The organism is Bradyrhizobium sp. RD5-C2 (assembly GCF_019972155.1).
GTDB lineage: Bacteria > Pseudomonadota > Alphaproteobacteria > Rhizobiales > Xanthobacteraceae > Bradyrhizobium.
Window position 1 is genome coordinate 147,959 of the sequence record NZ_BOVL01000011.1, and the last position, 26,139, is coordinate 174,097.

A 26,139-nucleotide genomic window follows, 5' to 3' on the forward strand; every position below is an offset into this window, starting at 1 on the left:
GCGACTTCGCCTTTTCTCAAGAACAAGCGCTCCATAACACCCCCTACACTCATAACGACACTAACGAGCTATCAACTTGCTTCTCATCAATAGCGGCCCGGCTACACCCGGCAGCGACATGAGAAGCAGAATGACGATCAAGGCGCTGTAGCCGCCGTCACCGATCGCGGCCGCGTTGTGCACGGCATCGGTTCCGGAGGCGCTGCTGGCGGCAAGCATCGCAAAGCCGATGATCGGCTGCGCGACGCCGGCGAAGATTCCGGCAGCAGTGGTATTCACGGAAGCGCCGACACCGATCAGGTCGGAGGTGTAGAGCTTCTTCACGCATTTCAGCACCAGCGGAACGGTGCCGCCGGCGACGAGCCCCAAGGCCGTGAACACGACAGTGACGTAGGCGAGACCAAATGTCCGGGCGACCGGCGGCAGCAGCATCGCGATCAGCAGCATGCGCAATACGCAAATGCCGATCAATGCGCGGTCGAGCGCCGCTGCGGCACGATCGGCGGCATGACCGAGGAAGATCGAGCCGAGCGCATTTCCGATCATGAAGGCGAGCAGCGGCGTGCCGGCAGCCGTCGGGGAGATATGGAAGAAGTGGGCGACCATCGGAATGCCCCAGACGCCCGACAGCGTCGTCACGACCGCGAAGTGCGACGCGAACGTCATTGCGCAACCCCAGTTCGCAATATGGGCCAGTGATTGGCGTGCAGCGATCGCGACGCCCTTCAACGTCTTGTTGCTGTGCGACGCCGGATCGGGCTTGAGCGCGAGCTTGGCGAAGGCGAGGTTAGCAAGACCGATGCAGGCGATGAACAGGAAGCAGGCTCGCCAGCCAAACCCCGAGACGGCGGCCGCGAGCGGCGTGGTCGCAATCACGCCGCCGACATAGCCGGAGACCTGCGAGATGCCAGACATCATGCCGAACCGCTCGTCGGCAAAGCTTTGTGCCACGAGCTTCAGGAGTGCCGTGAAGACCAGCGCATCGCCGCAGGCGACAATCAGGCGCGCAGCAAAAACGTCGAGCAGGTTCGGTGCCAGCGCGAACGCTGCGCTGCCGAGCGACGAGGCGATCATGCTGACGAGTACGACACGCTTGACGCCGTAACGATCGACCAGCAGGCCGGCCGGAATCTGCATCAAGGTGTAGCCCCAGAAATAGCTCGAGGCGAGCATCGCAACACCGGCCGCATCGGTGTTGAAATCGTGCATGAAACTGAGGCTGACCGATTGCGGTGACACGCGCTGCAGGAAGGCAATGGCGTAGGCGATGGCCACTGCCGTCCAAGCGAGATAGGCGCGGTCGGTGACGCGCGACGTCGGGGCGTAAACGGCTTGTTGTCCGAGCATCGACATCACACCCTCGCGTAACCTACCGAGAACAGGGCATCAGCTGAATTCGGAATCTTCCGCGACATTGCGGCATCGACCAGTGATGCGGTGCCACGATAGGCCTGCCGATGGTGCTTAATATGGCCGTAGGCGCCCCGCATGATCATGTCGGGCAGTTCGAGCGGCTTGCCCGGATAGAGCGAGGTGCACATCTCGACACAGGCTGCCTGCAACGCCGGGTCCTGCGCATCATCGAGCAATGACGGAGAAACTTTCTCGCAAATTTTAGCGTTCGCCGCCCAGACGATCGGATTGCGGGTCCGCCAGCCGTAGAGCACGTTGCCGTCGGCTCTCTCGGCGGCGCCCGAGCACTTCAGAACTTCCGCAGTAAAGAAGCCGTAGAGGCCGCGGCCTTGATGCGCGGGAAGCACTTCTGTGCCGCTTCGATAGATTCCAAGTCCGGCGGACATCTGCAGGATGCGATAGACCGAGAAGGCCACGAGGCCGGAGCCGTCATAGACAAGGATCAGGCTGTACTTCTGGTCGAAGGGCGAGGAGGTTGCCGTCCAGTGCGGCTCGGCGGCCTGCCAGTTGACGGCAATGATGCCGTTCATGGCGTCCATCAGCGGCTGACGGTCGCAGGCTTCGATCCGGGAGGCATCGGGTAGACTGTAGATCGCGTAATCCGCCCAAGGCGATTTGATCGCCTCGTATCCGCTGCCCAGATTTCGCGACATGGCAGAACTCCAGAATTCCATTGCAAGCTATACAGGGCAGCCTCGAATGGCTTAAAGGACAATATGCCCTCGAAAACTGCCAAGCCGCCCCGGCCCGAGCCGCGCGACAAGAAAGCGATGCGGCGGATCGCGATCGTTGCCTTTCCGGGCGTGACCTTGCTCGACATCTCGGGGCCGGCTCAGGTATTCGCGGAGCTGGAGGCAATCGAACTGCCCGGGCCGGACTATTCGCTATCCTACCTGTCGACTTCAGGTGGCCTGGTGCCGACCGATGTCGGTATGATGATCGACACGGCGCCGATCGCCAGTGTTGCGCCCACAGAGGTCGATACGCTGGTGATCCCCGGCGGGCCCGGCATCTGGAAGATCCGCAACGACGCCGAGTTGATGAACTGGATCGCGGAGGCGCTGCCGAAGGCGCGGCGTATCGCATCAGTCTGCCTCGGCGCATTTGCGTTGGCGTGGACCGGCATTCTGGACGGCAAGCGTGCTGCAACGCACTGGCGCTATTGTCCGCGTTTGCAGGACGGCTTTCCCAACATACGCGTCGAGCCCAACGCGATTTTCGTCAAGGACGGACATGTCTGGTCGTCGGCGGGTGTCAGCGCCGGCATCGATCTGGCGCTCGCAATGATCGAGGAGGATTTCGGCCACACCATCGCGCTCGATGTTGCGCGCAGACTTGTGGTGTTTCTGAAGCGGCCGGGCGGTCAGAGCCAGTTCTCGACCGTCCTTGCGGCCCAGGCCTCGGACGTCGAGGGACGTTTCAGCGCGCTGCACGCCTGGATCATCGAGAACATCACGAGCGACCTCAAGGTCGAGACCCTCGCGGAAAAGGCCGGGATGACGCCGCGCACCTTTGCCCGGACCTATGTCAGCCGCACCGGCATGACACCCGCTAGCGGTGTCGAGGCACTGCGCGTTGAGACTGCGCGCTTGCTGCTCGAAAGCCGCCAGGTCGGCGGCGTGGTCGAGGTCGCCAAGCGCGCGGGATTTGGCGACGACGAACGAATGCGGCGGGCCTTCCTCCGCCACCTCGGCGTGTCGCCGACCGAGTACCGAAACCGGTTTTCGGGCAGTTAGCGCGTGTCGGACAGCTCAGTTCGGCGGGGTCGAAACCCGATCTACCTCACAAGCGAATAGCTGGCCTTCGCTCGCTGGTTTCGTAGGTCAAGGTAGTAGCTTTTCCGGTTTGTCTGCGGCTAATGTGCCGGCCAAATCGGGAGAAGAAACGACCATGAATGACGGGACCCCCATTCAGCAGGCGCGCAATGTCGAACTCGGTGCCAGCGGCGAGGAATTCCAGAACCTGCACGAATTCGCGCAAAAGGCCCGCGCCAGGCTGAACCAGAACGCCTGGGACTACATCGTCGGAGCCTCGGAAACCGAGACCACGATGCGCCGCAACAGAATGGCGCTCGACGAGATCGCGTTCCGGCCCCGCGTGCTGCGCAACGTCATCAATGTGGATCCATCCACCGAGGTCTTCGGCCTCAAGCTCCGGCTTCCGGTGATGATCGCCCCGGTCGGCGCGCTCGAGATCTTCGATCCGGATGCAGGCGCAGCCGTCGCGCGCGGAGCGGGGACGTTCGGCGCGGCGCATATGCTGAGCTCGGTGTCGGAGCCAGGGCTGGAGAATACCGCCAAGGCGGCGCCTGACGCCTTGCGCATCTTCCAGCTCTATGTGCGCGGCGACGATGCGTTCGTCGAGGATACGGTCAGCCGCAGCATCGACAACGGTTACGCCGCGTTCTGCCTCACCGTGGACACCGCCCATTACAGCCGGCGTGAGCGCGACATCGCCAAGCGCTACGTCCGTGAAAGCCGCATCCGCGCCACTGGCGGCGATTTCCAGAAGGGGCTGGAATGGCGGACGGTGAAGTTGATCAAGGACAAGTTCAAGATCCCGCTCATCCTGAAGGGGATCGCCACCGCCGAAGACGCCAGGATCGCCCTCGATCACGGCGTCGACTGGATCTACGTCTCAAATCACGGCGGACGGCAGCTCGACCACGGCCGCGGGTCCATGCATGTTCTTCCCGAGATCGTTCAGGCCGTCGCCGGCCGCGCCAAGATCATGGTCGATGGCTCGATCTGCCGTGGCACCGATATCGTGAAGGCCATCGTCTCGGGGGCCGATCTCGTCGGAATCGGCCGTCTGCAATGCTGGGCACTCGCCGCGGCCGGCGAGGCAGGCATCGTCCGGATGCTTGAATTGCTGGAGGACGAGGTGATCCGCTGCCTCGGTCTGCTCGGCGTCACGAGCTTTGCCGAACTGGACAAGTCCTATCTGCATCCGGCGACGCCGACCAATCCGCCGAGCGCGTTCAGCGCATTCCCGCTGCTCGATATCGACCCGTACCGCTACTGAGCCGCGCCGCCGCGAGAGACTAGGGAGCGATCACGCGATCAGGGATACCTCGATCGCGCCGGCTCGCCGTCAATCTGTGGTGTTCATGAAGCCGCCGCGGCAAAGACAAAGTCTGATCCAAATGCCGCACTAGTCGAGGCGAATGGCAAACAATCCATTCGCTGAATTTTCACTTGAGCGCGCGATCGCCCTGCGCTGGACCCTCCGCGATATCCAGGCGGGCAGGCTCAAACTGTCACCGGTCAGTGACGAGGATCTGCGCGTGCTCACGGAGCTCGGTCTGGTCGAACTGTATGACGGCGCGCCCGAGCTGACGGAGGCGGGCGCCGCGGTGCTGAACGACTGAACGGGCCGGTAGCCTAGCGCGCGTTCAGGAAGCTTTCGCCGGAATTGCAGGGCGCACACTGATAGGTCAGCACGTCGTAGACTTGGTCGCGTGGCTCGATCAAGGCAAGCCGCATCTGCGTGCCGCACTTCATGCACGGCATCTCTATGCTGGTCTTGAAGCGGGTGCAGGTCGGCGTTGGACGAATGGCGCGCAGCATCGGATCCCCTTATTCCCCACAAGAGACGCGAACGCGACCAACGACGAGGCCGAATCACTATGCCACAGTGCTGACATGATTGGAATCGGCCTGCGTGCAGTCCGGTCGCTGCTAGGTAAATTTTCCTTGGGCGCAGGAGCGAGTGGGCCTCATGGTTTTGGCGATACGGCGCTGACGCCGTCACAATCTATGCTAACCTCGGCAGACGCTTTTTTTCAGGGGGCGCGATCATGATTGAGCCGAAGCTTGAAGTTCCCGCCGAGTTGCGCGATCTGGCGGAAAAGACCATCGACCAGGCCGAGCAGGCGTTCAGCCTGTTCTTTGATGCCGCGAGCAAGTCGATGACGGCGATGCCGGGCACCGGGACCGAGATTTCCAAACAGGCGCTGTCGTTCACCGAGCAGAACATGAAGGCGGCGTTCGAGCACGCGCGCAAGCTCGTGCACGCGACCGATCTGCAGGAGGCGATGCGGATCCAGTCGGAATTTCTGCGCAGCCAGTTCACCAATGCCGGCGAACATATGCGGCAGATCAGCGGAAGCGTGATGTCCGCCACCAAGGACGCCGCGAAGGGCAAGTTCTAGGGCAGGCAGCCTTCACGGCGCGTCGGCGTCTAGCGCCGGCGCGCTGCAGCAACGCCGAGCAGAAACGCGACGAACAGGCTTGCCAGTGGCGCTTCGCGTGTGACCGCGCTTACGGTGGCGAGGACGCCGCCCGGCCGGCGTGAGGTTGCGATCGCGTCGCTGAGGCGATCGGCCGCCGCTCGAAGTCCGTCCGACACCTCTGTGATGGTCCGCGACACGTCCGTCGCGGTATCGATCGCCCGCTCACCGAGTGTGGGCTGAAGCGGAGACTCGGGTGTTTCGGAGCTCATGCGTCGTCCCGCGAGATCACTGAAAGTGGGGTGGCCGTTATCCTGGCTATCTGCACGCGCGTGTCGACGGCCACATATCGGGAAATTCAGCAACTGCGGATTGGTTCCAGCAACGTGCCTCGCTTTCACATGGCGGAACCGGAAACTTATGCGCCGGTCGCGGCTTGTTTCCCTGGAGGAGACGACGATGACAATGCAGGCGCATGGCATATCGGATGGCCGTTCGGTCAAGGATCGAACTCGGCACGGTGGCACGCCGCTGCTGGTGGCGGCGCTGGTTGCGATCATCGGCGTGCTGGGCATGCTGATGGTCGACCACGGTCCGTGGAGCAAGCCCAAGGTGCAGCCGGCCGCTTCCGCCAACTACTCAACGACGGGCGAGGCGGCACGCGCGGCCGGCGCAAAGGTGATGCAGACCGAGCCCAAGACACCGATTGAGCCAGCTCCGCCCGGTCCAAAGCCCGCTCAGCCGGCAAATCCGAGCACACCGCAATAGAAGCGGGGCGTTCTTGAGATTGCATCCGACGCAAAGTGCAGCAATTGACTCGTCGGGCAAATCAGCGGCACAAAGCTATAGTCGAAATACCGCGGGCCGATCAGCGCACGCTGACGAGCATGCCCCACGCCGCGGCGAACCCGGCACCGACGAGAACCAGCACCGGACTGTCGCAGAAGATACCGCCATACTGGCACATGGTGGCACCGATCGAGCCGATCTCATGATGGCCCGCTGCATAGAACAGGCCGGACAGGACCGCGAGCACGGCAGCAACGAAATACATCGACGCTTCCTCCTTGCAATCAAACTGCGGCGCGGGTCGACCCGAGCCAAAACTGTCCTGATGTCGATCCAAATGTTGTGAGCCGCTTGTCCGCTTGACGCGTCGGGCAACTCAGCGGCACACTGACATCATCGCAACCAGCATAAGGCGATCGGCGCCGGCTCGTGTTGCGATTCCGGATCATGCGCAGAGTTTCGGTTAAAGCGGTTTCCCGCCGTCGAAGCCGACGCTTCACATTTTACCGATCGCATTCAGTTCGCAAAAACGTTTGACACGTCGGGCAACTCAGGGGCATAATCCGAAAATCAGAAATTGTTGAGCCCGCGCGGAGCAATCCGCGGCGGGCTTTTTGTTTGCCGTTTCACCAATCGGACGGCGGCCGCAACGTCACGACGCCACATCCTCCCAGCCCGTCGCCTGAGCGTCGCAAGCGAGCCGCCGTCCGAACCCATCGAAACGAGCACGAGATTGGCCGGTGCGCGCGAACGCGCCGGTCCTGCGGCGCGGCGCAAGCCGGCGCCGCCAGCGGCCCCACTCGTCAGGGATAAGGTTCGCGCCCCAAAGATCGCCGCCCGCTGCGCGATCTGCCGCACATTCATTCGATGGCCGCATCACGCGCGGACGGCCGATCAACGAGGTTGCATGACCGCCTATCTGATATTGCTCGCGCTCGCGGGCCTGATCGCCATTGCATTGTCGGAGTTCGCATGAGCGCAGAGATCATACAGTTCATCCCCCGTCCGCGTCACGAAGGCGAGCGAACGGATTTTCCCACGATCGCATTTCGCTCGGCGGTGCCTCCTGATACGCATGATGTCGATACGGCTCCGAGCGAATATCTCCCGTCCGATTGGGAGGAGAAGTGAGTGGCGAGGACGATTACGCAGATCCGCTCACTTGCGCGGAGCCATACGAGAAGCGCTCTCAACGCGCTGGTCGGCGTGATGCGATCGACCAGCGCAACGCCGGCCGCCCGCGTCTCCGCAGCCAATGCCATCCTCGATCGCGGCTGGGGCAAAGCGCCGCAGGCGATCGAGAACGGCGACGGAGCGCTCGAACTTGTGCACCGCATCGAGCGGGTCATCGTCGAGCCCGAGGAGGTTGAGGGCGAAGATACCTGAGAGCAGCGGCCGCGGCCCGATAACCCGCGCCGCAAAGAGGCTTATGTTGATCGCATATAGAGAGAGTTTCTCGGTCTTCTCGACCACGTGCAAGCACAGGCCATACTGCACAAAAAATCCTGATCCATGCGCAACAAATGCTGAGCCGATGGCCCCGCTCGTTGCTCTTTGTCGATATGGTTCAACAATGAGCAGTAAAGGGACTACGGCTTACATAGATCATTTCCGCAGAGCGTACCATGGATGCTGATCAGATTTTCGACGCGTTGCCCGCGATCAATCACGTCTCTACCCTCGCAGCAATTGGATGCGTGCTTCCAACGTATTTTCTTCACCTTCGTCCTGCGACCTATAGAGTGTGTCTGTCCTTGGGAATCGCTTTCTCTCTTGCAAGACTGGGCGCAGAGATCACGGTAATAGTCTTCGTTACTCCGCATCTCCTGGCGTTTATCTTTCCACTATTCACTGTTGCCTTGATCGGAATACTGGCCCGGATAACACGGATCACTCGTGTAGGTTTGTGGAGCACAGTGGTGCTGATATGCGTCATTGTAGATTGGGCGCACCTTGCCGGTCTGTTCTGGGCACTTTCGTGAATATTCGTAGCCTCACACGAGCGTGCCATTCATGAATTCCCTTCCTTATACAGCAAGAAGATCCTGACTGAAATTCAATCGATGGCGCCTCAGATCAATACTGCAGCGGCAAAGTATGGAGTGCCCGCCGAAGCGATTGCCGGAAGTCTGGCCCAAGAGCTACTCGACCGAACTGCCAGCTATTGGAATGAGGCGAGAGCTGTCGGTTCATCCTTCTACGCATATAAATCTCTCGCAGACGCGTACGCGGCGGGTGTGGCAATGGACCCACTCAACCCCGAGCGCGGTGCTTCGGACTATATCCTTAACCGGTACAACGTCGCCCCAAACGCGATAACGGTAGGACCGGATATTCGGAAGAAAATCCGAAATCCTCTGCTTATTGACTTTGGTCCGGCGGGAGTGAAATTCCACAACGCCATTCAGGCGATTCAGCCGATGCGATATTTGCCGCCGTCGACGTTTGGTCTTCCGGACGCCTCAAGTGCGAACAGCAATCTGACCGACTGGCTTGCCGACTTGCTCGGGGCGCGCCCTCGTCAATGACCGTTCAAGCGAGATGATCACCGCTCGGCACCAGGCGGGCGTCCGATCCGATTTGCCTTACCGAGAGCAGCCTTGTCGATCCTGAAAATTCCAACCGCAAAAGTCTTTGAGCCGCTGCTTCGGCCGGCGCGATACAAGGGCGCATTCGGCGGCCGGGGCTCGGGAAAATCTCATTTCTTCGGTGAGCTTCTGGTCGAGATGTGTCAGGCCGAGCGCGGCACGCTGGCGGTCTGCATCCGCGAGGCGCAGCGGACGCTGGCGCAATCATCGAAGCGATTGATCGAAAGCAAGATTGCGTCGCTTGGTGTCGGTCAAGGGTTCAAGAACTATTCGGACAGGATCGCGACCCCCGGTGACGGCGTGATGATCTTCCGGGGCATGCGAGGTGTTTTACGCCAAATGCGTGATCTGGGACAAGGTTCTCGGCTTGGGGACGACGCCGCAACTCGCGGGAGACGTGAGCACCTGGGCCGGCATGATCATGGGCTTTTACTTCGGAAAGCGTACGTTTGAAAATGTCGCCCGCATCATACGAAGGTGATCCGATGCACGAAGCCGACGTCAAAGCAATCGTGATGGAAACGCTGATCGAACAGGATCGGGTGCGCCGAAGCGACATCGACGCCGTCGTGGTCAAGACCATTGCGACGGTCTTGACTTCATTTGGATTTGAGGAGGGTGACCGACGAGAACTGCGCGCGGACTTTCAGCACCTCCGGCGATGGCGACGGAGCGTGGAGCAGGCGCAAAGCTATACTTTCAAGGCAGTGATCACCGTGATCGCTACCGGATTTTTCGGCGCCGTCTGGCTGGGTATCAAGGCCACGCTTGGAAAGTAATCCGTGTTGCAGCTGGAGTGGCTGGAACTCTCTCCAGACTGGAGAGCCAAGTACGCTTGGCGGACGATAGAATCTCGAGGTGCTAAGAATGTACAGGATACGCGAGGTTGATCCGCAGGACGAAGAGGTCACGGATGCGCTCGTCGAGCTTCATCAGTTGACTTTCTGCGATGGGACGCGCGTGCCTGACTTCGAACAGGGGTATTGGTGGCTCGCCTTTCGTGGACTCAAGCCGATTGCATTCGCGGGCGTCGTTCCGTCAACCCATGTTGCCAACGCCGGATATCTGTGCCGTGTTGGGGTGGTGATGCCGCACTGCGGCCACGGCCTGCAAGTGCGGCTTACTCGCGCGCTGGAAGCGCGAGCGAGGCGGTCCGGCTGGAATGCGATCGTCTCGGACACGACCGACAATCATTTCTCGGCCAACAACTTCATCCGGCAGGGGTATCGGCTCTTCCAACCTGCCTCGCCCTGGTCATGGCAGCACACGCTGTATTGGCGGAAGGAGCTCGTCTAGTTCCTGCGAGGTGGAATTGACCGTTGCCGACAGTTTGACGACGTAGGACGCCCGGTGGTCGATTGGCCGCCGGGCCTCCTGGCGTTTCTGGTTCGTAGGTCGCCCCCTCGGTAAGCTGCGGTCGTTAGCCGGAGCTTGGTCGCGCATCGAATTTTGGGTGGGAGAATGCTAGAGTGCCGCGTCCCGCGCGGACGAAACATGGCTGAGAGCGTCCCCGTCACTCAACGCCCGATGGCGGCAGTTGAGAGTTCTGTGCCTTGAATCGCCGGACGGAGGCTTGCGCGTCTTGATCTCTGGTGATCGCTCGATAAACTGAACCGAACGACCCGTCACGCGAATGTTTCGGAGATCGAACGAAGGAAGAGACCATGGTTGAGGTTGGCCGCGGGCTCGACACCAAGATGCCGCCAGGGTCAGATCGGGATCAATATTCGCTCATGGTCGCGCGAGCCCGAGTGCTGGCACCGGCTCTGCGTGAACGGGCAGCGCGGACCGAAGAATTGCGCCGTTTGCCGCCCGAGACCGAGCGGGATCTACACGACAGTGGGCTTTTCCGAATCCTGCAGCCCAAGCGCGTCGGGGGCAGCGAGCTCGACTATGTTGCGCTGGTCGATTGTGCCGACGCCCTGGGGCAGGGCGACGCCTCGGTCTCCTGGAATTTTGCCAATCTTGCGAGCCACCACTGGATGCTGGGTATGTTCGCGCCCGAGGCGCAGAGCGCTGTGTGGGGCGAGAATCCCGATACGCTGATCGCGTCTTCCTTTGTTTTCCCGGCAGGACGGGCCAGGAAGACAAGTGGCGGTTATTTGCTGAGCGGTCATTGGCCGTTCTCGTCTGGGGTGGAAGCGTGCGGGTGGAACATGCTCGGGAGCGTAGTTGCCTCGGATGATGAGGCCGACGGCGTCGAGTATCGGCTGTTCCTGTTGAACCGACGGGACTACAACATCGACGACACCTGGAACGCGGCGGGTCTGCGCGGAACAGGATCGAACGATGTGCGAGCAACTGACGCATTCGTTCCCGAGCACATGACGGTTGCCGTCGGCGATCTTGCGGGTGGCGCAACGCCAGGCAGTGTCGTCAATCCGAACGCACTCTACATGCTTCCCGCTTTCTCTTTGTTTCCCTATGTGCTGTCCGGGGTCGGTCTGGGAAATGCCCAGGCTTGCCTCGATGACTACGTCGAGATCGCGCGACACCGTGCCTCGACATATAATCGGGCCAAGCTCGGCGACCTGCAAAGTACACAGATCAAGATCGCCGAGGCTTCTGCGAAGATAGATGCCGCACGACTGATCATGCGCACGAATTGCATTCAGGTGCTTGCAGCGATTCGGCGCGGTGACATCCCCAGCATTGCGGCGAAGACGAGGCTCCGGCGCGATGGCGCGTTCGCGGTCAATTTGTGCACCGAAGCGGTTTCTCTTCTGTTTGCAGCGAGCGGGGCGCGCAGCCTGTTCACCTCGGGAGCGTTGCAGCGCCAATTTCGCGATGCGCATGCAGTGAATTCGCATCTCGCCTTCAATTTCGACGCGGCCGGCACCAACTATGGGCGAGTAGCTCTTGGGCTGCCGTCTGAAAACCTGACACTTTGAGGCTGGCCGGATGTCTGACGCACCCAAACGTCCGCCGGACCCGGCCAGCGAGCTCGCAAGCGACAGCTCGACAATCGATCCCCGTGACTTCCGCAATGCACTCGGTATGTTTGCGACCGGTGTGACGATCGTCACCGCGATGTCGACCGAAGGACGACCGTACGGAATTACTTGCAATTCGTTTGCGTCGGTGTCGCTTAACCCCCCACTCGTGTTGTGGAGCCTGGGGATGTTTTCGCAGGGATTGCCGATCTTCCAGAATGCCAGCCATTTTACGATCAACGTTCTTGACGCGTCGCAGCAGACGCTGGCGATAAAGTTTGCCAGATCATCGGGTGACAAATTCGCTGGTGTGAGTTGGTCACCAGGTCTCGGGAACGCTCCCGTGCTTGCCGACGTAGTCGCAAATTTCCAATGCCGGGCTGCCAACCGCTACTACGGCGGCGATCACGTCATTTTCCTTGGAGCGGTGGAGGCCTACGCCTACAACCGGAACAATCCGCTGCTGTTCGCGCAGGGAGGTTTTGGCCGGTTCCTGGCTGACGATAAGGGCAACGCATCATGAATCGAAAGATGCCCATCAAGCGAACTCGTTCCAAGCAGAGGCGGCTGTCGGCCGACGATCGTCGCAGTGAATTCGTCACCAAGGCGACAGAGCTTTTTGCGGAGGAAGGATTTGGCGGCGGCACGCGTGCTCTTGCTCGCAGGCTCGGTGTGACGCAACCGTTGCTTTATCGCTACTTTCCGAGCAAGGACGATCTCATCAAGGAGGTCTACCGCAAGGTTTATCTCGAGCCCCTTGAAATCGGCTGGGAGAAATTGCTCTCGGACCGGTCGCGTCCGCTCCGCATGCGGCTGCAGGAATTTTACGAGGTCTATACGGGCGCGATCTTCAACCGAAGATGGTTGCGGATCTATCTCTACTCAGGACTGAAGGGCCTCGATATCAATCGTTGGTATGTTGGCATGGTCAAGGACAAGATCCTGACACGTATTCTCAGGGAGTGCCGCCACGATGCCGGCCTCGCGACGCAGACCAGGCCCAGCGCGGCCGAACTGGAGCTGGCCTGGGTGTTCCACGGCGGCATCTTCTATTATGGTGTACGCAAGTACATCTACGATGCGCCCGTCCTGGAGGACAAGGCGCAGATGATCAGTGATGCGTTGGATATCTTTTTGGCCGGATTTGTGAGAATGGGGGAGAGCGCGACCGATCGTCGGGCGGCGTCGATCAAGGTCGTCGGCTGAGCATGATTACTTTGCCGCCATCTGATCCCGATACCAATCTCCAATCTCGCTCGCCGTCATGAGCGCGACGCCGTCATGGCCAATCACGTAATCGAGCAACGCCTCTAGGTACTTGATTCGATGTGGGACCCCCGTGATGTAAGGATGCACGGAAATTGCCATGATCCGCGCGTTCTCTGCGCCCTCGAGATACAGCCGATCGAATTGGTCGGTACAGCGCGTCAGGAACTGTTCCGAGGGCAGGTGCTGTAGCGCGTGAATGACAATATCGTTGGTCTCGACGGAATAGGGAATCGTCGTCACAGTTCCGTGCGGCGTAGCGATGTCCTGAGGAAGATCGTCGATCACCCAATCGGCCACATATTCGATCCCGTTGAGGCGCAGGAGATCGAGTGTTTCTTCGGTCTCGGTCAGGCCGGGACTTTCCCACGATCGCGGCGGCTTGCCGGCAAATGCGGCGATCGTATCGACAGCACGCTTGATCGCATCCGCCTGGTTCTCGACCTTGTGCATAGGGCCCTGCACGAACCCATGCCCCATGAATTCGAAGCCTGCCTCGCGCGCCGCTGATGCCACGCGCGGATAGCTGTTGCAGACGTTGGCATTCGTGGCCAGCGTCACCGGTATCTTCCGGTCCGTGAGGGCCTTGAACTGCCGCCAGAAGCCGGCGCGCATGCCGTATTCATGCCACGACCAGTTTGGCACGTCAGGCAGCAGCGGTTGGCCCATCGGTGGACTCAGCACGGTGCGTGGCATCGGATTTTCGATACGCCATTCCTCGACGTTGAGGATGACCCAGACAGCAAGCTTCTTGCCATCAGGCAACGTCAGTTTCGGTCGGTCGATCTGAGCCTGGTACGGAATGCGATCAGTGAAAGCCACGTCGAAACTCCCTTCGTCACGCGGATGATCCGGTGGCGGCGTTGATCCGCGGTAAGACCTTCTCGGCCATCAGGATCATCGATTGACGGCCGAGCTCGCGATCCTTCCAATCCTTGCCGGCATAGAGCAAGGTTCCGAAGGTGCCGATCTCTTCCTGGAACGCCAGCAGTTGATCAGCCACGCTTTCGGGCGTGCCGTAGATGATCAGCCTGTCGTAGATCGACTCGAGGGTGACCTCCGCGTCGGGTTGATCCCGCCGCGTCTTGAACAGTTCGAGCCGGCCGCCGCGCTTCAGCTTCGTGAACAGCTGGTGATAATAATACACGTAGGGGCTATCGGGCGACGTGGCATAGGCCTTCGCCGTTGCTGCGTCCTTTGCCACAAACACGCTCTTGGCGACGCGCCAGTTGGCGGGGTCCGCTGCCCGGTTCACACGCGCGCAACCCTCGACATATTTGGGCCAGTGGCTCTTCACCCAGGCAGGCATCAGGAAGTTCGCCGAGATCGGATCCCAGCCGCGCGCGGCGGCTTCCGTGACGCCTTTTGAGAACGGCGCGACCGCGGTCACCACGATCGGCGGGTGAGGGGTTTGCAATGGGCGAGCTATCAATCCCTGGCCGATGTCCTCGATCAGGGTTCGCTCGACCAAGACATTCCAATATTTGCCCCGCAAATCATAGGGCGGCTTGCCAGCCCAAATCCCCAGAACCTGATTGATCGCCTCGAGGAACATCGCATTGCGGTCGGCATCGAGATTGCCGAAAACTTCTGCATCGGACAGCAATCCGCCGGGGCTTATTCCAAATATGAAGCGGCCATCCAGCATGTGATCGAGCATGGCGACGGATGCGGCGACCGCTGCCGGATGCGTGTTCGGCATGTTGATGGTGCCGGTTCCAAGCTTGATCTGCTTGGTCGCGGCTGCGAGCCAGGCAATGAACGCAATGCTGGAGGTGATGTTCTCGGCTTTGTCGGTGACGTGCTCGCCGACATACGCCTCCGTGTACCCGAGCTCATCCGCGAGCAGGAAGGCCTCCCGATCCTCCTGGAGCGATTGCCGCCAATCCTTTTCGAGAGGATGGATCGGCATCGTAAAGAATCCGATCTTCATGATCCGCCTCCCTCCGCGTTGAACTTTAGTTGGCAAGGAACCTGCGGCCTTCCCAGGGCGAAGACAAGCCCTGCCGCACAAATAATCACTCGATAAACAAACTTGACCTTTGAAGGGGCCGGCCCTCTAATCGGGCAAACCAAAATTGGGCCGGGAGGCCACGCCCACATGAAAGCTGCGGCTTTCGCCTACGCCCGCGCGACCAGCGTCGTGAATGCGCTGGAGTTGCTTGCCGCGCACGGCGACAAGGCGAAGGTTCTGTCGGGTGGCCAGAGCTTGATGCCGGCCATGAACCTGCGGCTCATCTCGCCGGACATTCTGGTCGATATCGGTGGCCTCGCCGAGCTGCGTGGCATCGCCGTGAGGGCAGGCGTGCTGATCGTTGGCGCGCTGACGCGGCATGTCGACCTGCTTAGGTCGCCGGAGATTGCGCTGTACGCGCCGCTGTTGCGGGATGCCGTTGCCCACGTTGCTCATCCTGCAATTCGCAATCGCGGAACGATAGGCGGCAGCCTTGCGCATGCCGATCCGGCATCGGAGCTGCCGGCCTGTGTTGTGGCACTTGACGCCATGATTGTCGTTCGCGGTCCCTCCGGCGAACGACGGATTGCCGCGACCGAGTTTTTCAAGGGCATCTACGAAACGGCGCTGTCGCCAGACGAATTGCTTGTCGCGATCGAGGTGCCAGTCGCGGGCCAGGGCTCGACATTTTTCTTTCAGGAGTATGCCCGGCGACATGGTGACTACGCCGTCGTCGGACTTGCTGCACGTGCTGTTGTTGCAGCCGGCAGGTTCACTGATCTCCGGCTCGGCTTCTTTGCGATTGGCGATCGGCCTATGCTAGCCGCGGCCGCAGGCAGGTTGATCAATGCCTCAGTGACCTCTGCCTTGCTTGCAGAAGCCGCGACAGCGTTGGCCGATGAACTCGATCCACAGGAGGATCAGCAGGCGACCGCGGCAATGCGGCGACATCTTGCTACGGTCTTGCTCCGGCGCTGCGTGGCCGCATTGCTGGCGCGGCCCGACCTGGAAGCGGGAGTTGCCAGGTGAGTGCCCCAGTGTCGGTTTCGCTTCTGGTCAACGGCGAGCCCATCGATGCCTTTGTCCTGCCGCGGCTCAATCTCGCTGACTTCCTCCGGGAGAACCTGAGGCTGACCGGCACCCATGTCGGTTGCGAGCACGGCGTTTGTGGTGCCTGTACGGTCCGGCTCGATGGCGAGATCGTCCGCTCTTGTCTGATGCTGGCCGTCCAGGCGCAGGGGGCGTCGGTCGAGACCATCGAGGGGCTGTCCGACAGTGGTGAAATCGCCGACCTTCAGGCGGCATTTCGCGAACGCAATGCCTTGCAGTGCGGCTATTGCACACCTGGAATGCTGATGACGGCACAAGACTTGCTGAAGCAAATGCCCGTGCCTGATCGCCAGGCGATCCGCGAGCATCTTTCCGGCAATTATTGCCGCTGCACCGGCTATCAAGCCATCGTGGATGCGGTGGAGGCAACAGCCAAGACGCGCGCGGGGCGGCCGGCATGACGGTGACGCGTGCTCCAGCAGAGACACTTTCGGTGCTCGATCGCTCGAATTCCTATATCGGCAAGACGGTGCCACGGCCGAACCTCGACAGGTTGCTGCAAGGGCGTGGACAATACGTCAGCGACCTGGAATTGCCGCGGATGGCGCATGTGGTCTTCCTGCGATCGCCCTATGCCCACGCCAGGATCGTGGCGATCGATGCCGACGCGGCACGGCGCATGTCAGGCGTTATTGCCATTGTCACAGGTCGCGAGCTCGAGGCTGTCATCACGCCATGGGTCGGGGTGCTCTCGCATCTGAAGGGACTGAAATCGGCGCCGCAGCACGCGATCGCGGTCGATCGGGCCTGCTGGCAGGGTGAGGCGGTCGCGGCGATTGTCGCAACCAGCCGTGCGGCAGCCGAAGATGCGATGGAGCATGTTGTCGTCGACTACGAGGAGCTCGAGACGGTCACGGACATGCGTACCGCGCTCGATCCGGCGACGCCGGTCATTCACAGCGCGCTCGGTGATAACCTCGCCTTTGAACGGACCCTCAACGCCGGCGATGTCGACCAGGCATTGTCGGATTCCGAGGTGGTCGAGGCCGACTTTGTATTCGGGCGTCACACCGGCGTGACGCTTGAACCGCGGGCGGTGGTTGCCGACTGGAATGCGGCCGAGGCACGGCTGACGATCTATCAGGGCACGCAGGCCCCCCACATGGTGCAGAACATCGCAGCCCTGCATCTCGGACTACGTGAGGCGCAGGTGCGGGTGGTCTGCAAGGATGTCGGCGGCTCGTTCGGCATCAAGGTCCACATCTACGCCGACGAAATGGCGACCTATGCGCTGTCCAAACTGCTACGGCGGCCGATCAAGTTCGTGGCCGACCGTGTCGAGAGCTTCAACACGGACATTCACGCCCGCGATCATCGATGCCGGGGCCGGATCGGCGTCAAGCCGGACGGCACCATCACGGCCTTCGAGATCGACGACCTGACGGGGATCGGTCCCTATTCGATGTATCCGCGCACCAGCGCCATCGAGGCCAATCAGGTGGTCAACCTGGTCGGTGGGCCGTATGTCACGGCGAACTATCGGGCGCGAGCGCGGGTCGTCTTCCAGAACAAGAACGTGATGTGTCAGTACCGGGCAGTCGGACACCCGATTGCCTGTTCGGTCACCGAGGGGCTGGTCGACCTTGCCGCAGCGAAGATCGGCATGGACCCTGTCGAGATCCGCCGGCGCAATCTGATCCCCGACGATGCCTATCCCTGTGCATCCCCCTCCGGCATGAAATTCGAGCAGCTTTCGCATCATGCCTCGCTGGCCAAGCTGCTGCAGATGATGGATTACGACGCCTTGCGTGCCGAGCAAGCGGCATTGCGCGCCAGAAACATTCACCGGGGTATCGGAATTGCCAGCTTCATCGAGGTGACCAATCCCAGTGCCGCCTTTTACGGCGTCGGCGGCGCGAAAATCTCGTCGCAGGATGGCGTTGCGGTTCGGCTCGACGCGCAAGGCTCGGTGATCTGCCAGACCAGCATCACGGAGCAGGGGCAAGGGTCGGAATCGCTGACTGCCCAGATCGTGGGCAGCGTGCTGGGCGTCTCGATGGACCGGGTCCGCGTTACCCTGGGCGACACCGACAACACGCCCTATGGCGGCGGCACCTGGGCCTCGCGCGGTGCCGGCATCGGCGGCGAAGCCGCGTTGCAGGCCGCCAAGGCCCTACGCCAGAATATCCTGGACGTCGCCGCGGCCATCCTGCAATCGACGCCGGCCGGACTCGATATCGTCAACAACAGCATCGTCAATGCCGTCGACGGTGCGCCGCGCATCGAGCTGAACGAGCTGGCGCGGATCGTCTATTTTCGACCGGATACCCTCCCGCCGGGCGTCCAGCCCGAGCTGATGGCGACGCGGCATTTCGTGCCACGGCAGTATCCCTTTGCGTTCACCAACGGGGTCCAGGCCTCTTGGCTTGAGGTCGATACCGAGACCGGGTTCGTGACGCTGCTGAAGCATTGGGTCGTCGAAGACTGTGGCACCATCATCAACCCGCAACTGGTCGACGAGCAGATCCGGGGCGGGGTCGTGCAGGGGCTCGGCGCTGCGCTGTTCGAGAAATGCATCTATGACGAACGCGGTCAGCTGACCAACGCCAATATGGCGGACTACCTGGTCCCGATGTCCGGCGAGATGCCCGATATCGAGATTGGCCATGTGGTGTCTCCGACGCAGGAAACGGAGCTCGGAGCCAAAGGGGCGGGTGAGGCAGGTACGGCCGGCGCAGCAGCTGCGGTTGCCAACGCGGTCAATGACGCGCTGCGGCCGTTCGGCGCAACAATTACCGAGATTCCGCTCACGCCTCAGGTTATCCTGACGGCCTTGGGACGGATCTGAGTGGAGACGTTCCGGGCAACGATAATACGCTAAGCAAAACACAGACAGTTCTTGGGGAGGAATAGGTCATGACGAACAAGGTCACCAAAGCTGGATCGATATCGCGGCGTCGTCTGCTGACGACGGCAAGCGCCGGCGCCGCACTCGCCGTCTCACCCTTTCGCATCAATCTGCTCCAGGCTGAGGAAGCCCCCATCAAGATCGGCTTCCCGGTTCCCTTGACCGGTCCGTATGGCACCGAGGCCCAGGATCAGGTGCGGGCGGGTCAGCTTGCGGTTGCCCAGTTCAATGATGCGGGTGGCCTCAATGGCCGTAAGGCCGAGCTCGTCGTGCGCGACGACAAGCTCAATCCCGGTGAGGCGGCAACGCGGACACTGGAACTGGTCGAGAAGGAGAAGGTGAATTTCGTCGTCGGCAGTCTGTCGGCCGCGGTTCAGCTTGCGATCAACAACGTCACCAAAGAGCGCGGCGTCATCTTCAATTCGATCAGCCAGTCCGACGCCATCAACGAGGCAGCCGACTTCAGCAAATATACATTCCACGAAGCGCTGAACCCGCACATGACGTCAGGCGCGGTCGGCCGCTATGCCTTCGCCAAATTCGGCAAGAAGGTTGCGTTTCTCACGGCGGACTACGCTTACGGTCACGAGATGGTTCGCGGTTTCCTCGAGGTCGGCAAGGAGTTCAACGTCGAGAACCTCGGCGACATCCGCCATCCGCTGGGAACGACCGACTTCTCCACCCTGCTGCCGCGTCTCCAGGCGCTGAAGCCCGATATTCTGTGCATCAGCAATTTCGGTCGCGACCAGCAGATCGCGCTGAAGCAGGCGACCGACTTCGGCATCAAGAAGTCGATCCAGATCATCGCTCCGCTGCTCTCGCATGCCAGCCGCGTCGCGGCCGGCCCCCAGGCATTCGAGGGCGTCGTCGGCGGCTGCTCGTTCTACTGGGGTATCGAGGACAAGTTCGCCTCGACCAAGGCGTTCAACGATGCGTTCCGCAAGATGTACGACGGCAAGCTGCCCACCGATTACGGTGCGCTCGGCTATGGCGGTGTTCGGACCGTGCTGGAGGCGGTCAAGGGCGCCGGCAGCGTGGAGACCGACAAGGTCGTCGCGGCATTGGAAGCGCTGAAGTACGACTACTACAAGGGGCCGCAGTATTATCGCAAGTGCGACCACCAGTCGGTGCAATCGGTGCTCGTGATCAAGTCGAAGTCCAAGGACCTGAGGAACGAGTCCGACGTGTTCGAGGTCCTGTCGACCGAAGAACCCAACGAGAAGTACTTGCGCACCTGCGAGGCGCTCGGTCACAAGAGCTGAGCTCGTGCGACGGCGCGCGCCGCGGGTGCGCGCCGTGCGGAGGGGGACAAATGGCGGGCCTGAGCTTTGACCTGATCGCGCTGCAACTGTTCGCCGGGCTGGCGCTCGGCGCCATCTACGTGCTGTTTGCGATCGGCCTCTCGCTGATCTTCGGGATGTTGACGGTTGTCAACTTTGCCCATGGCGCGTTCTACATGGTCGGCGCTTATGTCGGGCTCTATCTGATCTCGATCGGGGGCAATTTCTGGATCTGCCTCGTGGCGGTGCCGATCGCCGTTGGCCTGTTCGGCATTGCCGTCGAGCGCGTGCTGATCCGGCCGCTTTACGGCCGCGGCATCGACTATCCGCTGCTACTGACCTTTGGGCTCAGCTACGTGATGGTCGAATGCGTGCGCATTGCCTTTGGCAAGACTGGCTATCCTTTCGATACGCCCGAGGTTCTGCAGGGCGCCGTCGACATTGGTGTCGGCTATTTCCCGCTCTACCGCCTGTTCGTGATTGGGGCGACAGCCGTCGTGCTGCTGGCGCTCTGGCTGTTTCTGGAGAAGACCAGCTTCGGGCTGATTATCCGCGCCGGGGCGCGCGATCCGCAGATCGTGCGTGTTCTTGGGGTCGATGTTTCCAAGGTCTGGTTGATCGTGTTCGGGATAGGTACCGCGATCGCGGGCTTTGCCGGCCTGTTGGCCGCGCCGCTTCAAGGTGTCATTCCAGAGATGGGTGGCACGATCCTCGCCGAAGCCTTCGTTGTGACCGTCGTAGGAGGGATGGGGTCGATCGGCGGCGCCGTCCTGGCAGGCCTTCTGGTCGGTGTGGTGGTCAGCATGACCTCGCTGTTCGCACCCGAGATGGCCAAGGTTTCGATCTTCGCCTTGATGGCGGTCGTTCTGATTGTTCGTCCCCAGGGCTTCTTCGGCCGCGCCGGATTGATGAGCTGAGCCCGGCATGACCGAAACCACTCATTCGATCAAACAGCCCGGTACCGCGACGGGCAGTTGGTATAAGTTTGCAACGCGGCACCGTGCCAGCATTGCGGCGGCGGTTATCCTGGTTTTCCCGTTGGTGATGCCGTTCACAGCTCTGGCGGTGAATATCCTGATCTACGGACTGTATGCTCTCGGCTTCAACCTCGTGTTTGGATATCTGGGCCTCCTGTCGTTCGGTCATGCGGCACTGTTCGGGACCGGTGCCTACCTCTGTGGTATCGCCATCGTGCACTTCGGCTGGCCGTGGTATGCGGCGATCGCCGCCGGGGTCGCCGGTGGATTGTTGATGGCGCTGTTGATCGGCGTGCTCGCGATCAGGACCCGCGGCATCTACTTCGCCATGGTCACAATGGCGCTGTCGCAATGTGTCTACTACCTTTTCTACCAGGCGGTTGACTTGACCGGCGGAGAGAACGGCCTTCGCGGCATCAACGTCCGCACCATCGATCTGTTCGGCCTGCGGATCGATTTCATCAATCCGATGACCCGTTACTACGTCATCGCGGCTTTTGTGATCGCCGCGTTCTTCGTGATGTCACGCATTCTGGCGTCGCCCTTTGGTGCCGTCATCGAAGCGGTGCGCGAGAACGAAGGGCGTGCCCGCGCGTCCGGCTACGACGTGACCCTGACGCGACTGCTGACCTTCGTCCTGTCAGGCGGTTTCTGCGGCCTAGCGGGTGCGTTGCAGGCGTTGCACCTGTCGATCGTTCCGATCGAAATCCTGCACTACGAGACCTCGGGCCTGGTCGTGATGATCGCTCTCCTCGGCGGCATGGGGACGTTCTTCGGGCCGATGATCGGCGCAGCTGTCTTCCTTGTCCTGGAGAATGTGGTTTCGGTGTGGACCGTTCACTGGCAACTGATCGTTGGAGCCATCTTCATCGCATGCGTGCTGTTCTTCCCGGCGGGCATCTGGGGCACTCTGATCACGCGGGGCAGACGATGAGCGCCGCAGAACGCCCGGCAGGCGAAATCATTCTGCGCACCAGCGGCGTCGGCAAGACGTTCGGGAAGTTCGTCGCCCTCAACAATATCTCGGCCGAGTTTTCCAGGGGAGCGATCACTTCCATCATTGGTCCGAACGGAGCTGGAAAGAGCACCTACTTCAACCTGCTGTGCGGTGCCCTTCCGCCGACGAAGGGAAGTGTCGAGTTCGAGGGCAGGGATGTCACCGGTCTGCCGCAACACCGCTTTGCGCATATGGGGATCGCGAAATCCTTCCAGATCACCAGCGTGTTTCCGCAGCTTACGACACGGGAGAACATCCGCGTCGGCCTGCAGGCCCTGGTGTCACGATACGATATCTGGCGTCCCCGTGCGCGCCTGACCGAACTGATCGAGCGGGCGGACGAACTGCTGGCTCTCGTCGGGCTGTGGGAATCCCGAGAGCGTGCGGCCAAGACATTGGCCCATGGCGAGCAGCGGGCACTGGAGATCGGCATGGCGCTTGCCAGCCAGCCCCGTTTGCTGCTGCTGGACGAGCCGACGGCCGGCATGAGCCCGGAAGAAACCCGGACCATGATGGATCTGATCGTGAAACTCGCCAAGGAGCGCACGGTCATCCTCGTCGAGCACAAGATGAAGCTGGTGCTCGGGATCAGCGATCGTATCCTCGTGCTGCACCACGGAGAATTGCTTGCCGAGGGAACGCCACAGGAGGTCCGGCAAAACGAGGCAGTGAAGCGTGTCTATCTCGGTCAGCGGGAGCACTGACGCGATGCTGCAGGTCAGCAAGCTCAATGCCTGGTATGGCGCAAGCCACGCGTTGCAAGACATCAGCCTCGAGGTGAACAAAGGCGAAATCGTTTGCCTGATCGGGCGCAACGGGGCCGGCAAGACGACGACGCTCAAATCGATCATGGGGTTGATGGGGCGCACGCGTGGCTCGGTCACCTTCAAGGGTGAAGAACTGCTGCGCCAGCCGGCGCATGTGCGCTTCGCGTTGGGGCTGGCCTACGTTCCAGAGGAGCGGCGGATTGTGCAGGGGCTGACCGTGCGGGAGAATTTGCGGCTCGGGCTGGTCGCCTCGAAGGAGAAGAAGCGGGAAGCCGAGCTGATCGACGAGATCGCAAAGATATTCCCCCGACTGGCCGAGCGCATGGATCAAGAGGCGGTCACGATGTCCGGCGGCGAGCAGCAGATGCTGGCGATCGCGCGGGCGATGATCGCAAAGCCTGACCTGATCATGCTGGACGAGCCTTCCGAGGGCATCATGCCGGTCCTGGTCGACGAGATGTTCGAGTTGTTCCGCAGCATGAAGGCGCAGGGAACGACGGTTCTGCTGGTCGAGCAGAACGTCGAGCTCGCACTCGGCATTGCCGATCGTGCCTATGTGCTGGACCAGGGGGCGGTGGTGCACCAGGCCTCCGCGCGGGCGCTGCTTGCCGACGACGAGATCAAGGAGCGCTACTGCTCGGTGTGAGCAGGCTCTCGGGTTGGTGCTTCCGCGATCGGGCCGAAGGGACCTTATTCCGCGGCGCTCGTGATCGAGTCGGCTTTCCGATTGGTGACGACAACCTTGATCGCGTCATCCACGCGGTCCCGCGCATATCTTAGCGCCGTCGGCAGGTCGGCCAGCGGAAACGTGTGGGTGTGGATCTTGGTCGCGTCGAACCGCTTCGCGGCCATCAATTCCATCGCGCGGTGCGTGGCGCTCTTGCCTTCGCCGCGGATACCGTAAGCGTAGATGTTGTTCCGCACGAGATGCGCGATGTCCAGCGTCGCGGCCTCGTGCGGGAAGGCGGCCAGACAGATCTTGCCGCCGCGATTGGTCATGTGAATGGCCTGGTTGAGTGTCGCTTCGGTGCCGGCACATTCGACGACGTAGTCCGCGCCGATCCCCCCTGTTAGTTGCTTCACGACCTCAACGACGTCTTCGTCGTTGATGTTGATGACGCGGTCGGCCCCCAATTCCCCGCCGATCGCCAGCCGCTTGTTTCGCGTTCCCGTCAGGATCACCGGGCTTGCACCAAGCGCCTTGGCCACGGCAACTGCGAGAAGTCCGATCGGCCCCGGGCCGATTACCACGACGCTCTCGCCGGCCACCAATCCCCCCAATTCCGTCAAGCCGTACATCGATGTCCCGGCAGTGACCACGAGCGTCGCTTCCGCGTCGCTCATGGTATCCGGAACGCGCGCCAGCGTGTTGATGTGATTGACCGCGTATTCGGCGAATCCGCCGTCGGTCGCAAAGCCGTTGGCGCGGTGACCTTTCTCCGGTTTTCCATAGTTGAGGCACGATGTGTACATGCCCTGGCGGCAGCGTTTGCATTGACCGCAGCCGGCATGGATCTCGACGCTGACCCGCTCACCGATCCTGAACTCGTCGACGTTTGGGCCAAGCGCAGCAACCGTGCCCATATATTCGTGACCCGGCGTAAAGTTCTTGTTGAAGGGCGCGCCGCCCTGAATGCTTGCCGGCGACCCCGCATGGATGATTTCGAGATCGGTGGCGCAGATCGCAACCGCGTCGATGCGCACCAGCACTTCGGCACGCGACGGGACCGGCGTCGGCTTGTCGCGAAGCAGGAGCTGGTCGGGGTCGCCAAGGACCCAGGCCTTCATCAGATCGGGGACGGGAAGGTCGGGCGATGTCTTGACGCCGGGCGGTTGGTACATGGGCGCTTCCTGTTTTGGCTCTCAGCCTAGCGCGAAACGGCGGTTTGCCGCGAGCATCCGATCGTTGGCATCCGGGCTGTTGCATTTGCTGCACGGCAGCAAGCGCGTCGCAAAACCTTCATGCGCGGCCTATACTTGGTCCCCCGTTGATGTTGAAATCCGCATTGCATCCTCTCCCAGACCGGAGCCTCCCATGAAGATCCGCCTTGTCCTTGCGTTGCTGGCGCTGACGCTGATCGCGCCGTGGCAATCCGCCAAGGCGGCCGACGTGATCTGCTACAATTGCCCGCCGGAATGGGCGGATTGGGCCTCGATGCTGAAGGCGATCAAAACGGATCTCAACTACGACATCCCGCATGACAACAAGAATTCCGGCCAGGCGCTGGCTCAGATACTGGCCGAGAAGGCCAATCCGGTCGGCGATATCGGCTATTTCGGCGTCACTTTCGGCATGAAGGCCAAGGCCCAGGACGCGCTCGAGCCCTACAAGCCCGCGCATTGGGATCAGGTCCCGGCCGGTCTCAAGGATCCGGACGGCTACTGGACCACAATCCACTCCGGCACGCTCGGCCTGTTCGTGAACAAGGACGCGCTCGGCGGCAAGCCGGTGCCGGCCTGCTGGAAGGACCTCCTGAAGCCGGACTACAAGGGCATGGTCGGCTATCTCGACCCGTCATCCGCGGCGGTCGGTTATGTCGGCGCGGTCGCCGTCAATCTGGCGCTGGGCGGTTCGCCCACCAACTTCGATCCGGCGATCACCTTCTTCAAGGAACTGCGCAAGAACGATCCGATCGTGCCCAAGCAGACGTCCTATGCCCGCGTCGTGTCGGGTGAGATGCCGATCCTGTTCGACTACGACTTCAACGCCTATCGCGCGAAGTATTCAGAGAAGGGCAACTTCGAGTTTGTCATTCCCTGCGAGGGGTCAGTGGTGTTTCCCTACGTCGTTGGTCTCGTGAAGAACGCGCCCGACAAGGAGAAGGCCAAGAAGGTGATGGACTATCTCCTGTCCGACAAGGGTCAGGCGATCTGGACCAATGCCTATCTGCGTCCGGCCCGCCCGATCGAGCTGCCGGCTTCCGTGAAGGGCAAATTCCTCCCCGACAGCGACTATGCCCGCGCCAAGAGCGTCGACTGGGGCGAGATGGAAAACGTGCAAAAAGCCTTCGTCGACCGCTATCTCGCCGAGGTTCGCTGAGGCAAT

31 protein-coding genes are annotated in these 26,139 nt (G+C 61.4%); 23 read left to right on the plus strand and 8 right to left on the minus strand.

Translation table 11 applies throughout. The features are described 5' to 3' along the window. Positions 1–60: 60 nt before the first annotated feature. Both BraRD5C2_RS13450 and BraRD5C2_RS13455 read right to left on the minus strand, forming a co-directional pair. Positions 61–1,353, minus strand: a complete 1,293-nt coding sequence (locus BraRD5C2_RS13450; RefSeq protein WP_223969044.1) for an MFS transporter — start codon at positions 1,351–1,353, stop codon at positions 61–63. Continuing rightward, positions 1,353–2,087 (minus strand): hypothetical protein, encoded by a 735-nt coding sequence (locus BraRD5C2_RS13455; protein ID WP_223969045.1) that lies wholly within the window; start codon positions 2,085–2,087, stop codon positions 1,353–1,355. Before BraRD5C2_RS13455 ends, BraRD5C2_RS13450 begins: the two co-directional genes overlap by 1 nt. 42 nt (positions 2,088–2,129) lie before the next feature. Here BraRD5C2_RS13455 and BraRD5C2_RS13460 point away from each other — a divergent pair, with 42 nt between their 5' ends. The 3 genes from BraRD5C2_RS13460 (at position 2,130) to BraRD5C2_RS13470 (ending at position 4,783) form a co-directional block, all read left to right on the plus strand. After that, the gene (locus BraRD5C2_RS13460) at positions 2,130–3,149 is read left to right on the plus strand and encodes a GlxA family transcriptional regulator (protein ID WP_223969047.1); all 1,020 of its coding nucleotides are present in this window, start codon (positions 2,130–2,132) and stop codon (positions 3,147–3,149) included. A 154-nt stretch (positions 3,150–3,303) separates the two neighbouring features. After that, positions 3,304–4,437, plus strand: coding sequence for an alpha-hydroxy acid oxidase (locus BraRD5C2_RS13465; protein WP_223969049.1), 1,134 nt, complete (start codon positions 3,304–3,306; stop codon positions 4,435–4,437). 142 nt (positions 4,438–4,579) lie between these two features. After that, a complete protein-coding gene (locus tag BraRD5C2_RS13470; RefSeq protein ID WP_223969051.1) occupies positions 4,580–4,783 on the plus strand; it encodes a hypothetical protein in 204 nt (67 codons plus the stop codon). 13 nt (positions 4,784–4,796) lie between these two features. Here the strand turns inward: BraRD5C2_RS13470 and BraRD5C2_RS13475 are convergent, their stop codons facing one another. After that, positions 4,797–4,982: a hypothetical protein gene (locus BraRD5C2_RS13475; protein WP_223969053.1), complete on the minus strand. Its 186-nt coding sequence runs from the start codon at positions 4,980–4,982 to the stop codon at positions 4,797–4,799. 230 nt (positions 4,983–5,212) lie between these two features. On the opposite strand from BraRD5C2_RS13475, the gene BraRD5C2_RS13480 reads away from it, so the two are divergent. Further along, positions 5,213–5,566 (plus strand): phasin, encoded by a 354-nt coding sequence (locus BraRD5C2_RS13480; RefSeq protein WP_163158000.1) that lies wholly within the window; start codon positions 5,213–5,215, stop codon positions 5,564–5,566. Positions 5,567–5,595: 29 nt separating this feature from the next. Here BraRD5C2_RS13480 and BraRD5C2_RS13485 read toward each other — a convergent pair whose 3' ends face one another. Beyond that, positions 5,596–5,856, minus strand: coding sequence for a hypothetical protein (locus BraRD5C2_RS13485; protein ID WP_176530039.1), 261 nt, complete (start codon positions 5,854–5,856; stop codon positions 5,596–5,598). 193 nt (positions 5,857–6,049) lie between these two features. On the opposite strand from BraRD5C2_RS13485, the gene BraRD5C2_RS13490 reads away from it, so the two are divergent. Beyond that, positions 6,050–6,352, plus strand: a complete 303-nt coding sequence (locus BraRD5C2_RS13490) for a hypothetical protein (protein ID WP_223969300.1) — start codon at positions 6,050–6,052, stop codon at positions 6,350–6,352. 100 nt (positions 6,353–6,452) lie between these two features. On the opposite strand, the gene BraRD5C2_RS13495 is transcribed toward BraRD5C2_RS13490, so the two are convergent. Beyond that, positions 6,453–6,638: a hypothetical protein gene (locus BraRD5C2_RS13495; protein ID WP_173637755.1), complete on the minus strand. Its 186-nt coding sequence runs from the start codon at positions 6,636–6,638 to the stop codon at positions 6,453–6,455. A gap of 707 nt (positions 6,639–7,345) precedes the next feature. On the opposite strand from BraRD5C2_RS13495, the gene BraRD5C2_RS13500 reads away from it, so the two are divergent. The 9 genes from BraRD5C2_RS13500 (at position 7,346) to BraRD5C2_RS13540 (ending at position 13,100) form a co-directional block, all read left to right on the plus strand. Beyond that, positions 7,346–7,504: a hypothetical protein gene (locus tag BraRD5C2_RS13500; protein WP_223969055.1), complete on the plus strand. Its 159-nt coding sequence runs from the start codon at positions 7,346–7,348 to the stop codon at positions 7,502–7,504. Next, the gene (locus BraRD5C2_RS13505) at positions 7,505–7,759 is read left to right on the plus strand and encodes a hypothetical protein (RefSeq protein WP_223969056.1); all 255 of its coding nucleotides are present in this window, start codon (positions 7,505–7,507) and stop codon (positions 7,757–7,759) included. A gap of 677 nt (positions 7,760–8,436) precedes the next feature. Next, positions 8,437–8,901, plus strand: a complete 465-nt coding sequence (locus BraRD5C2_RS13510) for a hypothetical protein (protein ID WP_223969058.1) — start codon at positions 8,437–8,439, stop codon at positions 8,899–8,901. Between the two features lie 72 nt (positions 8,902–8,973). Then, positions 8,974–9,414, plus strand: a complete 441-nt coding sequence (locus tag BraRD5C2_RS13515; RefSeq protein ID WP_223969060.1) for a phage terminase large subunit — start codon at positions 8,974–8,976, stop codon at positions 9,412–9,414. 32 nt (positions 9,415–9,446) lie between these two features. Continuing rightward, positions 9,447–9,740 (plus strand): hypothetical protein, encoded by a 294-nt coding sequence (locus BraRD5C2_RS13520; RefSeq protein WP_223969062.1) that lies wholly within the window; start codon positions 9,447–9,449, stop codon positions 9,738–9,740. 88 nt (positions 9,741–9,828) lie between these two features. Then, positions 9,829–10,257 (plus strand): GNAT family N-acetyltransferase, encoded by a 429-nt coding sequence (locus BraRD5C2_RS13525; RefSeq protein ID WP_223969064.1) that lies wholly within the window; start codon positions 9,829–9,831, stop codon positions 10,255–10,257. Between the two features lie 401 nt (positions 10,258–10,658). Continuing rightward, positions 10,659–11,852 carry an acyl-CoA dehydrogenase family protein gene (locus tag BraRD5C2_RS13530; RefSeq protein ID WP_374707993.1) on the plus strand — a complete coding sequence of 398 codons (1,194 nt, stop codon included), beginning with the start codon at positions 10,659–10,661 and terminating at the stop codon, positions 11,850–11,852. 10 nt (positions 11,853–11,862) lie between these two features. Next, a complete protein-coding gene (locus BraRD5C2_RS13535; RefSeq protein WP_223969067.1) occupies positions 11,863–12,417 on the plus strand; it encodes a flavin reductase family protein in 555 nt (184 codons plus the stop codon). Continuing rightward, on the plus strand, positions 12,414–13,100 hold the full coding sequence (locus BraRD5C2_RS13540; protein WP_223969069.1) for a TetR/AcrR family transcriptional regulator: 687 nt from the start codon (positions 12,414–12,416) through the stop codon (positions 13,098–13,100). The genes BraRD5C2_RS13535 and BraRD5C2_RS13540 overlap by 4 nt, the downstream gene beginning before the upstream one ends. A 6-nt stretch (positions 13,101–13,106) precedes the next feature. On the opposite strand, the gene BraRD5C2_RS13545 is transcribed toward BraRD5C2_RS13540, so the two are convergent. Continuing rightward, a complete protein-coding gene (locus tag BraRD5C2_RS13545) occupies positions 13,107–13,982 on the minus strand; it encodes a polysaccharide deacetylase family protein (RefSeq protein WP_223969071.1) in 876 nt (291 codons plus the stop codon). 16 nt (positions 13,983–13,998) lie between these two features. Further along, on the minus strand, positions 13,999–15,093 hold the full coding sequence (locus BraRD5C2_RS13550) for an LLM class flavin-dependent oxidoreductase (protein ID WP_223969073.1): 1,095 nt from the start codon (positions 15,091–15,093) through the stop codon (positions 13,999–14,001). Between the two features lie 168 nt (positions 15,094–15,261). On the opposite strand from BraRD5C2_RS13550, the gene BraRD5C2_RS13555 reads away from it, so the two are divergent. The 8 genes from BraRD5C2_RS13555 (at position 15,262) to BraRD5C2_RS13590 (ending at position 23,739) form a co-directional block, all read left to right on the plus strand. After that, positions 15,262–16,143, plus strand: a complete 882-nt coding sequence (locus BraRD5C2_RS13555) for an FAD binding domain-containing protein (protein WP_223969074.1) — start codon at positions 15,262–15,264, stop codon at positions 16,141–16,143. Further along, positions 16,140–16,625 (plus strand): (2Fe-2S)-binding protein, encoded by a 486-nt coding sequence (locus BraRD5C2_RS13560; protein ID WP_223969076.1) that lies wholly within the window; start codon positions 16,140–16,142, stop codon positions 16,623–16,625. The genes BraRD5C2_RS13555 and BraRD5C2_RS13560 overlap by 4 nt, the downstream gene beginning before the upstream one ends. Further along, positions 16,622–19,012 carry a xanthine dehydrogenase family protein molybdopterin-binding subunit gene (locus tag BraRD5C2_RS13565; protein WP_223969078.1) on the plus strand — a complete coding sequence of 797 codons (2,391 nt, stop codon included), beginning with the start codon at positions 16,622–16,624 and terminating at the stop codon, positions 19,010–19,012. The genes BraRD5C2_RS13560 and BraRD5C2_RS13565 overlap by 4 nt, the downstream gene beginning before the upstream one ends. 68 nt (positions 19,013–19,080) lie before the next feature. Then, entirely contained in the window at positions 19,081–20,334 is a 1,254-nt protein-coding gene (locus BraRD5C2_RS13570) for an ABC transporter substrate-binding protein (protein WP_223969080.1), read from the plus strand. Between the two features lie 50 nt (positions 20,335–20,384). Next, positions 20,385–21,269, plus strand: a complete 885-nt coding sequence (locus BraRD5C2_RS13575; protein ID WP_223969082.1) for a branched-chain amino acid ABC transporter permease — start codon at positions 20,385–20,387, stop codon at positions 21,267–21,269. 7 nt (positions 21,270–21,276) lie between these two features. After that, positions 21,277–22,263, plus strand: coding sequence for a branched-chain amino acid ABC transporter permease (locus tag BraRD5C2_RS13580; protein ID WP_223969083.1), 987 nt, complete (start codon positions 21,277–21,279; stop codon positions 22,261–22,263). Further along, positions 22,260–23,030 carry an ABC transporter ATP-binding protein gene (locus tag BraRD5C2_RS13585; protein WP_223969085.1) on the plus strand — a complete coding sequence of 257 codons (771 nt, stop codon included), beginning with the start codon at positions 22,260–22,262 and terminating at the stop codon, positions 23,028–23,030. Before BraRD5C2_RS13580 ends, BraRD5C2_RS13585 begins: the two co-directional genes overlap by 4 nt. A 4-nt stretch (positions 23,031–23,034) precedes the next feature. Further along, positions 23,035–23,739 carry an ABC transporter ATP-binding protein gene (locus tag BraRD5C2_RS13590; protein WP_223969087.1) on the plus strand — a complete coding sequence of 235 codons (705 nt, stop codon included), beginning with the start codon at positions 23,035–23,037 and terminating at the stop codon, positions 23,737–23,739. A 44-nt stretch (positions 23,740–23,783) separates the two neighbouring features. On the opposite strand, the gene BraRD5C2_RS13595 is transcribed toward BraRD5C2_RS13590, so the two are convergent. Then, the gene (locus BraRD5C2_RS13595; RefSeq protein WP_223969089.1) at positions 23,784–24,935 is read right to left on the minus strand and encodes a zinc-dependent alcohol dehydrogenase; all 1,152 of its coding nucleotides are present in this window, start codon (positions 24,933–24,935) and stop codon (positions 23,784–23,786) included. 193 nt (positions 24,936–25,128) lie between these two features. On the opposite strand from BraRD5C2_RS13595, the gene BraRD5C2_RS13600 reads away from it, so the two are divergent. Beyond that, the gene (locus tag BraRD5C2_RS13600) at positions 25,129–26,133 is read left to right on the plus strand and encodes an ABC transporter substrate-binding protein (protein ID WP_223969091.1); all 1,005 of its coding nucleotides are present in this window, start codon (positions 25,129–25,131) and stop codon (positions 26,131–26,133) included. The last annotated feature ends 6 nt before the right edge of the window (positions 26,134–26,139 follow it).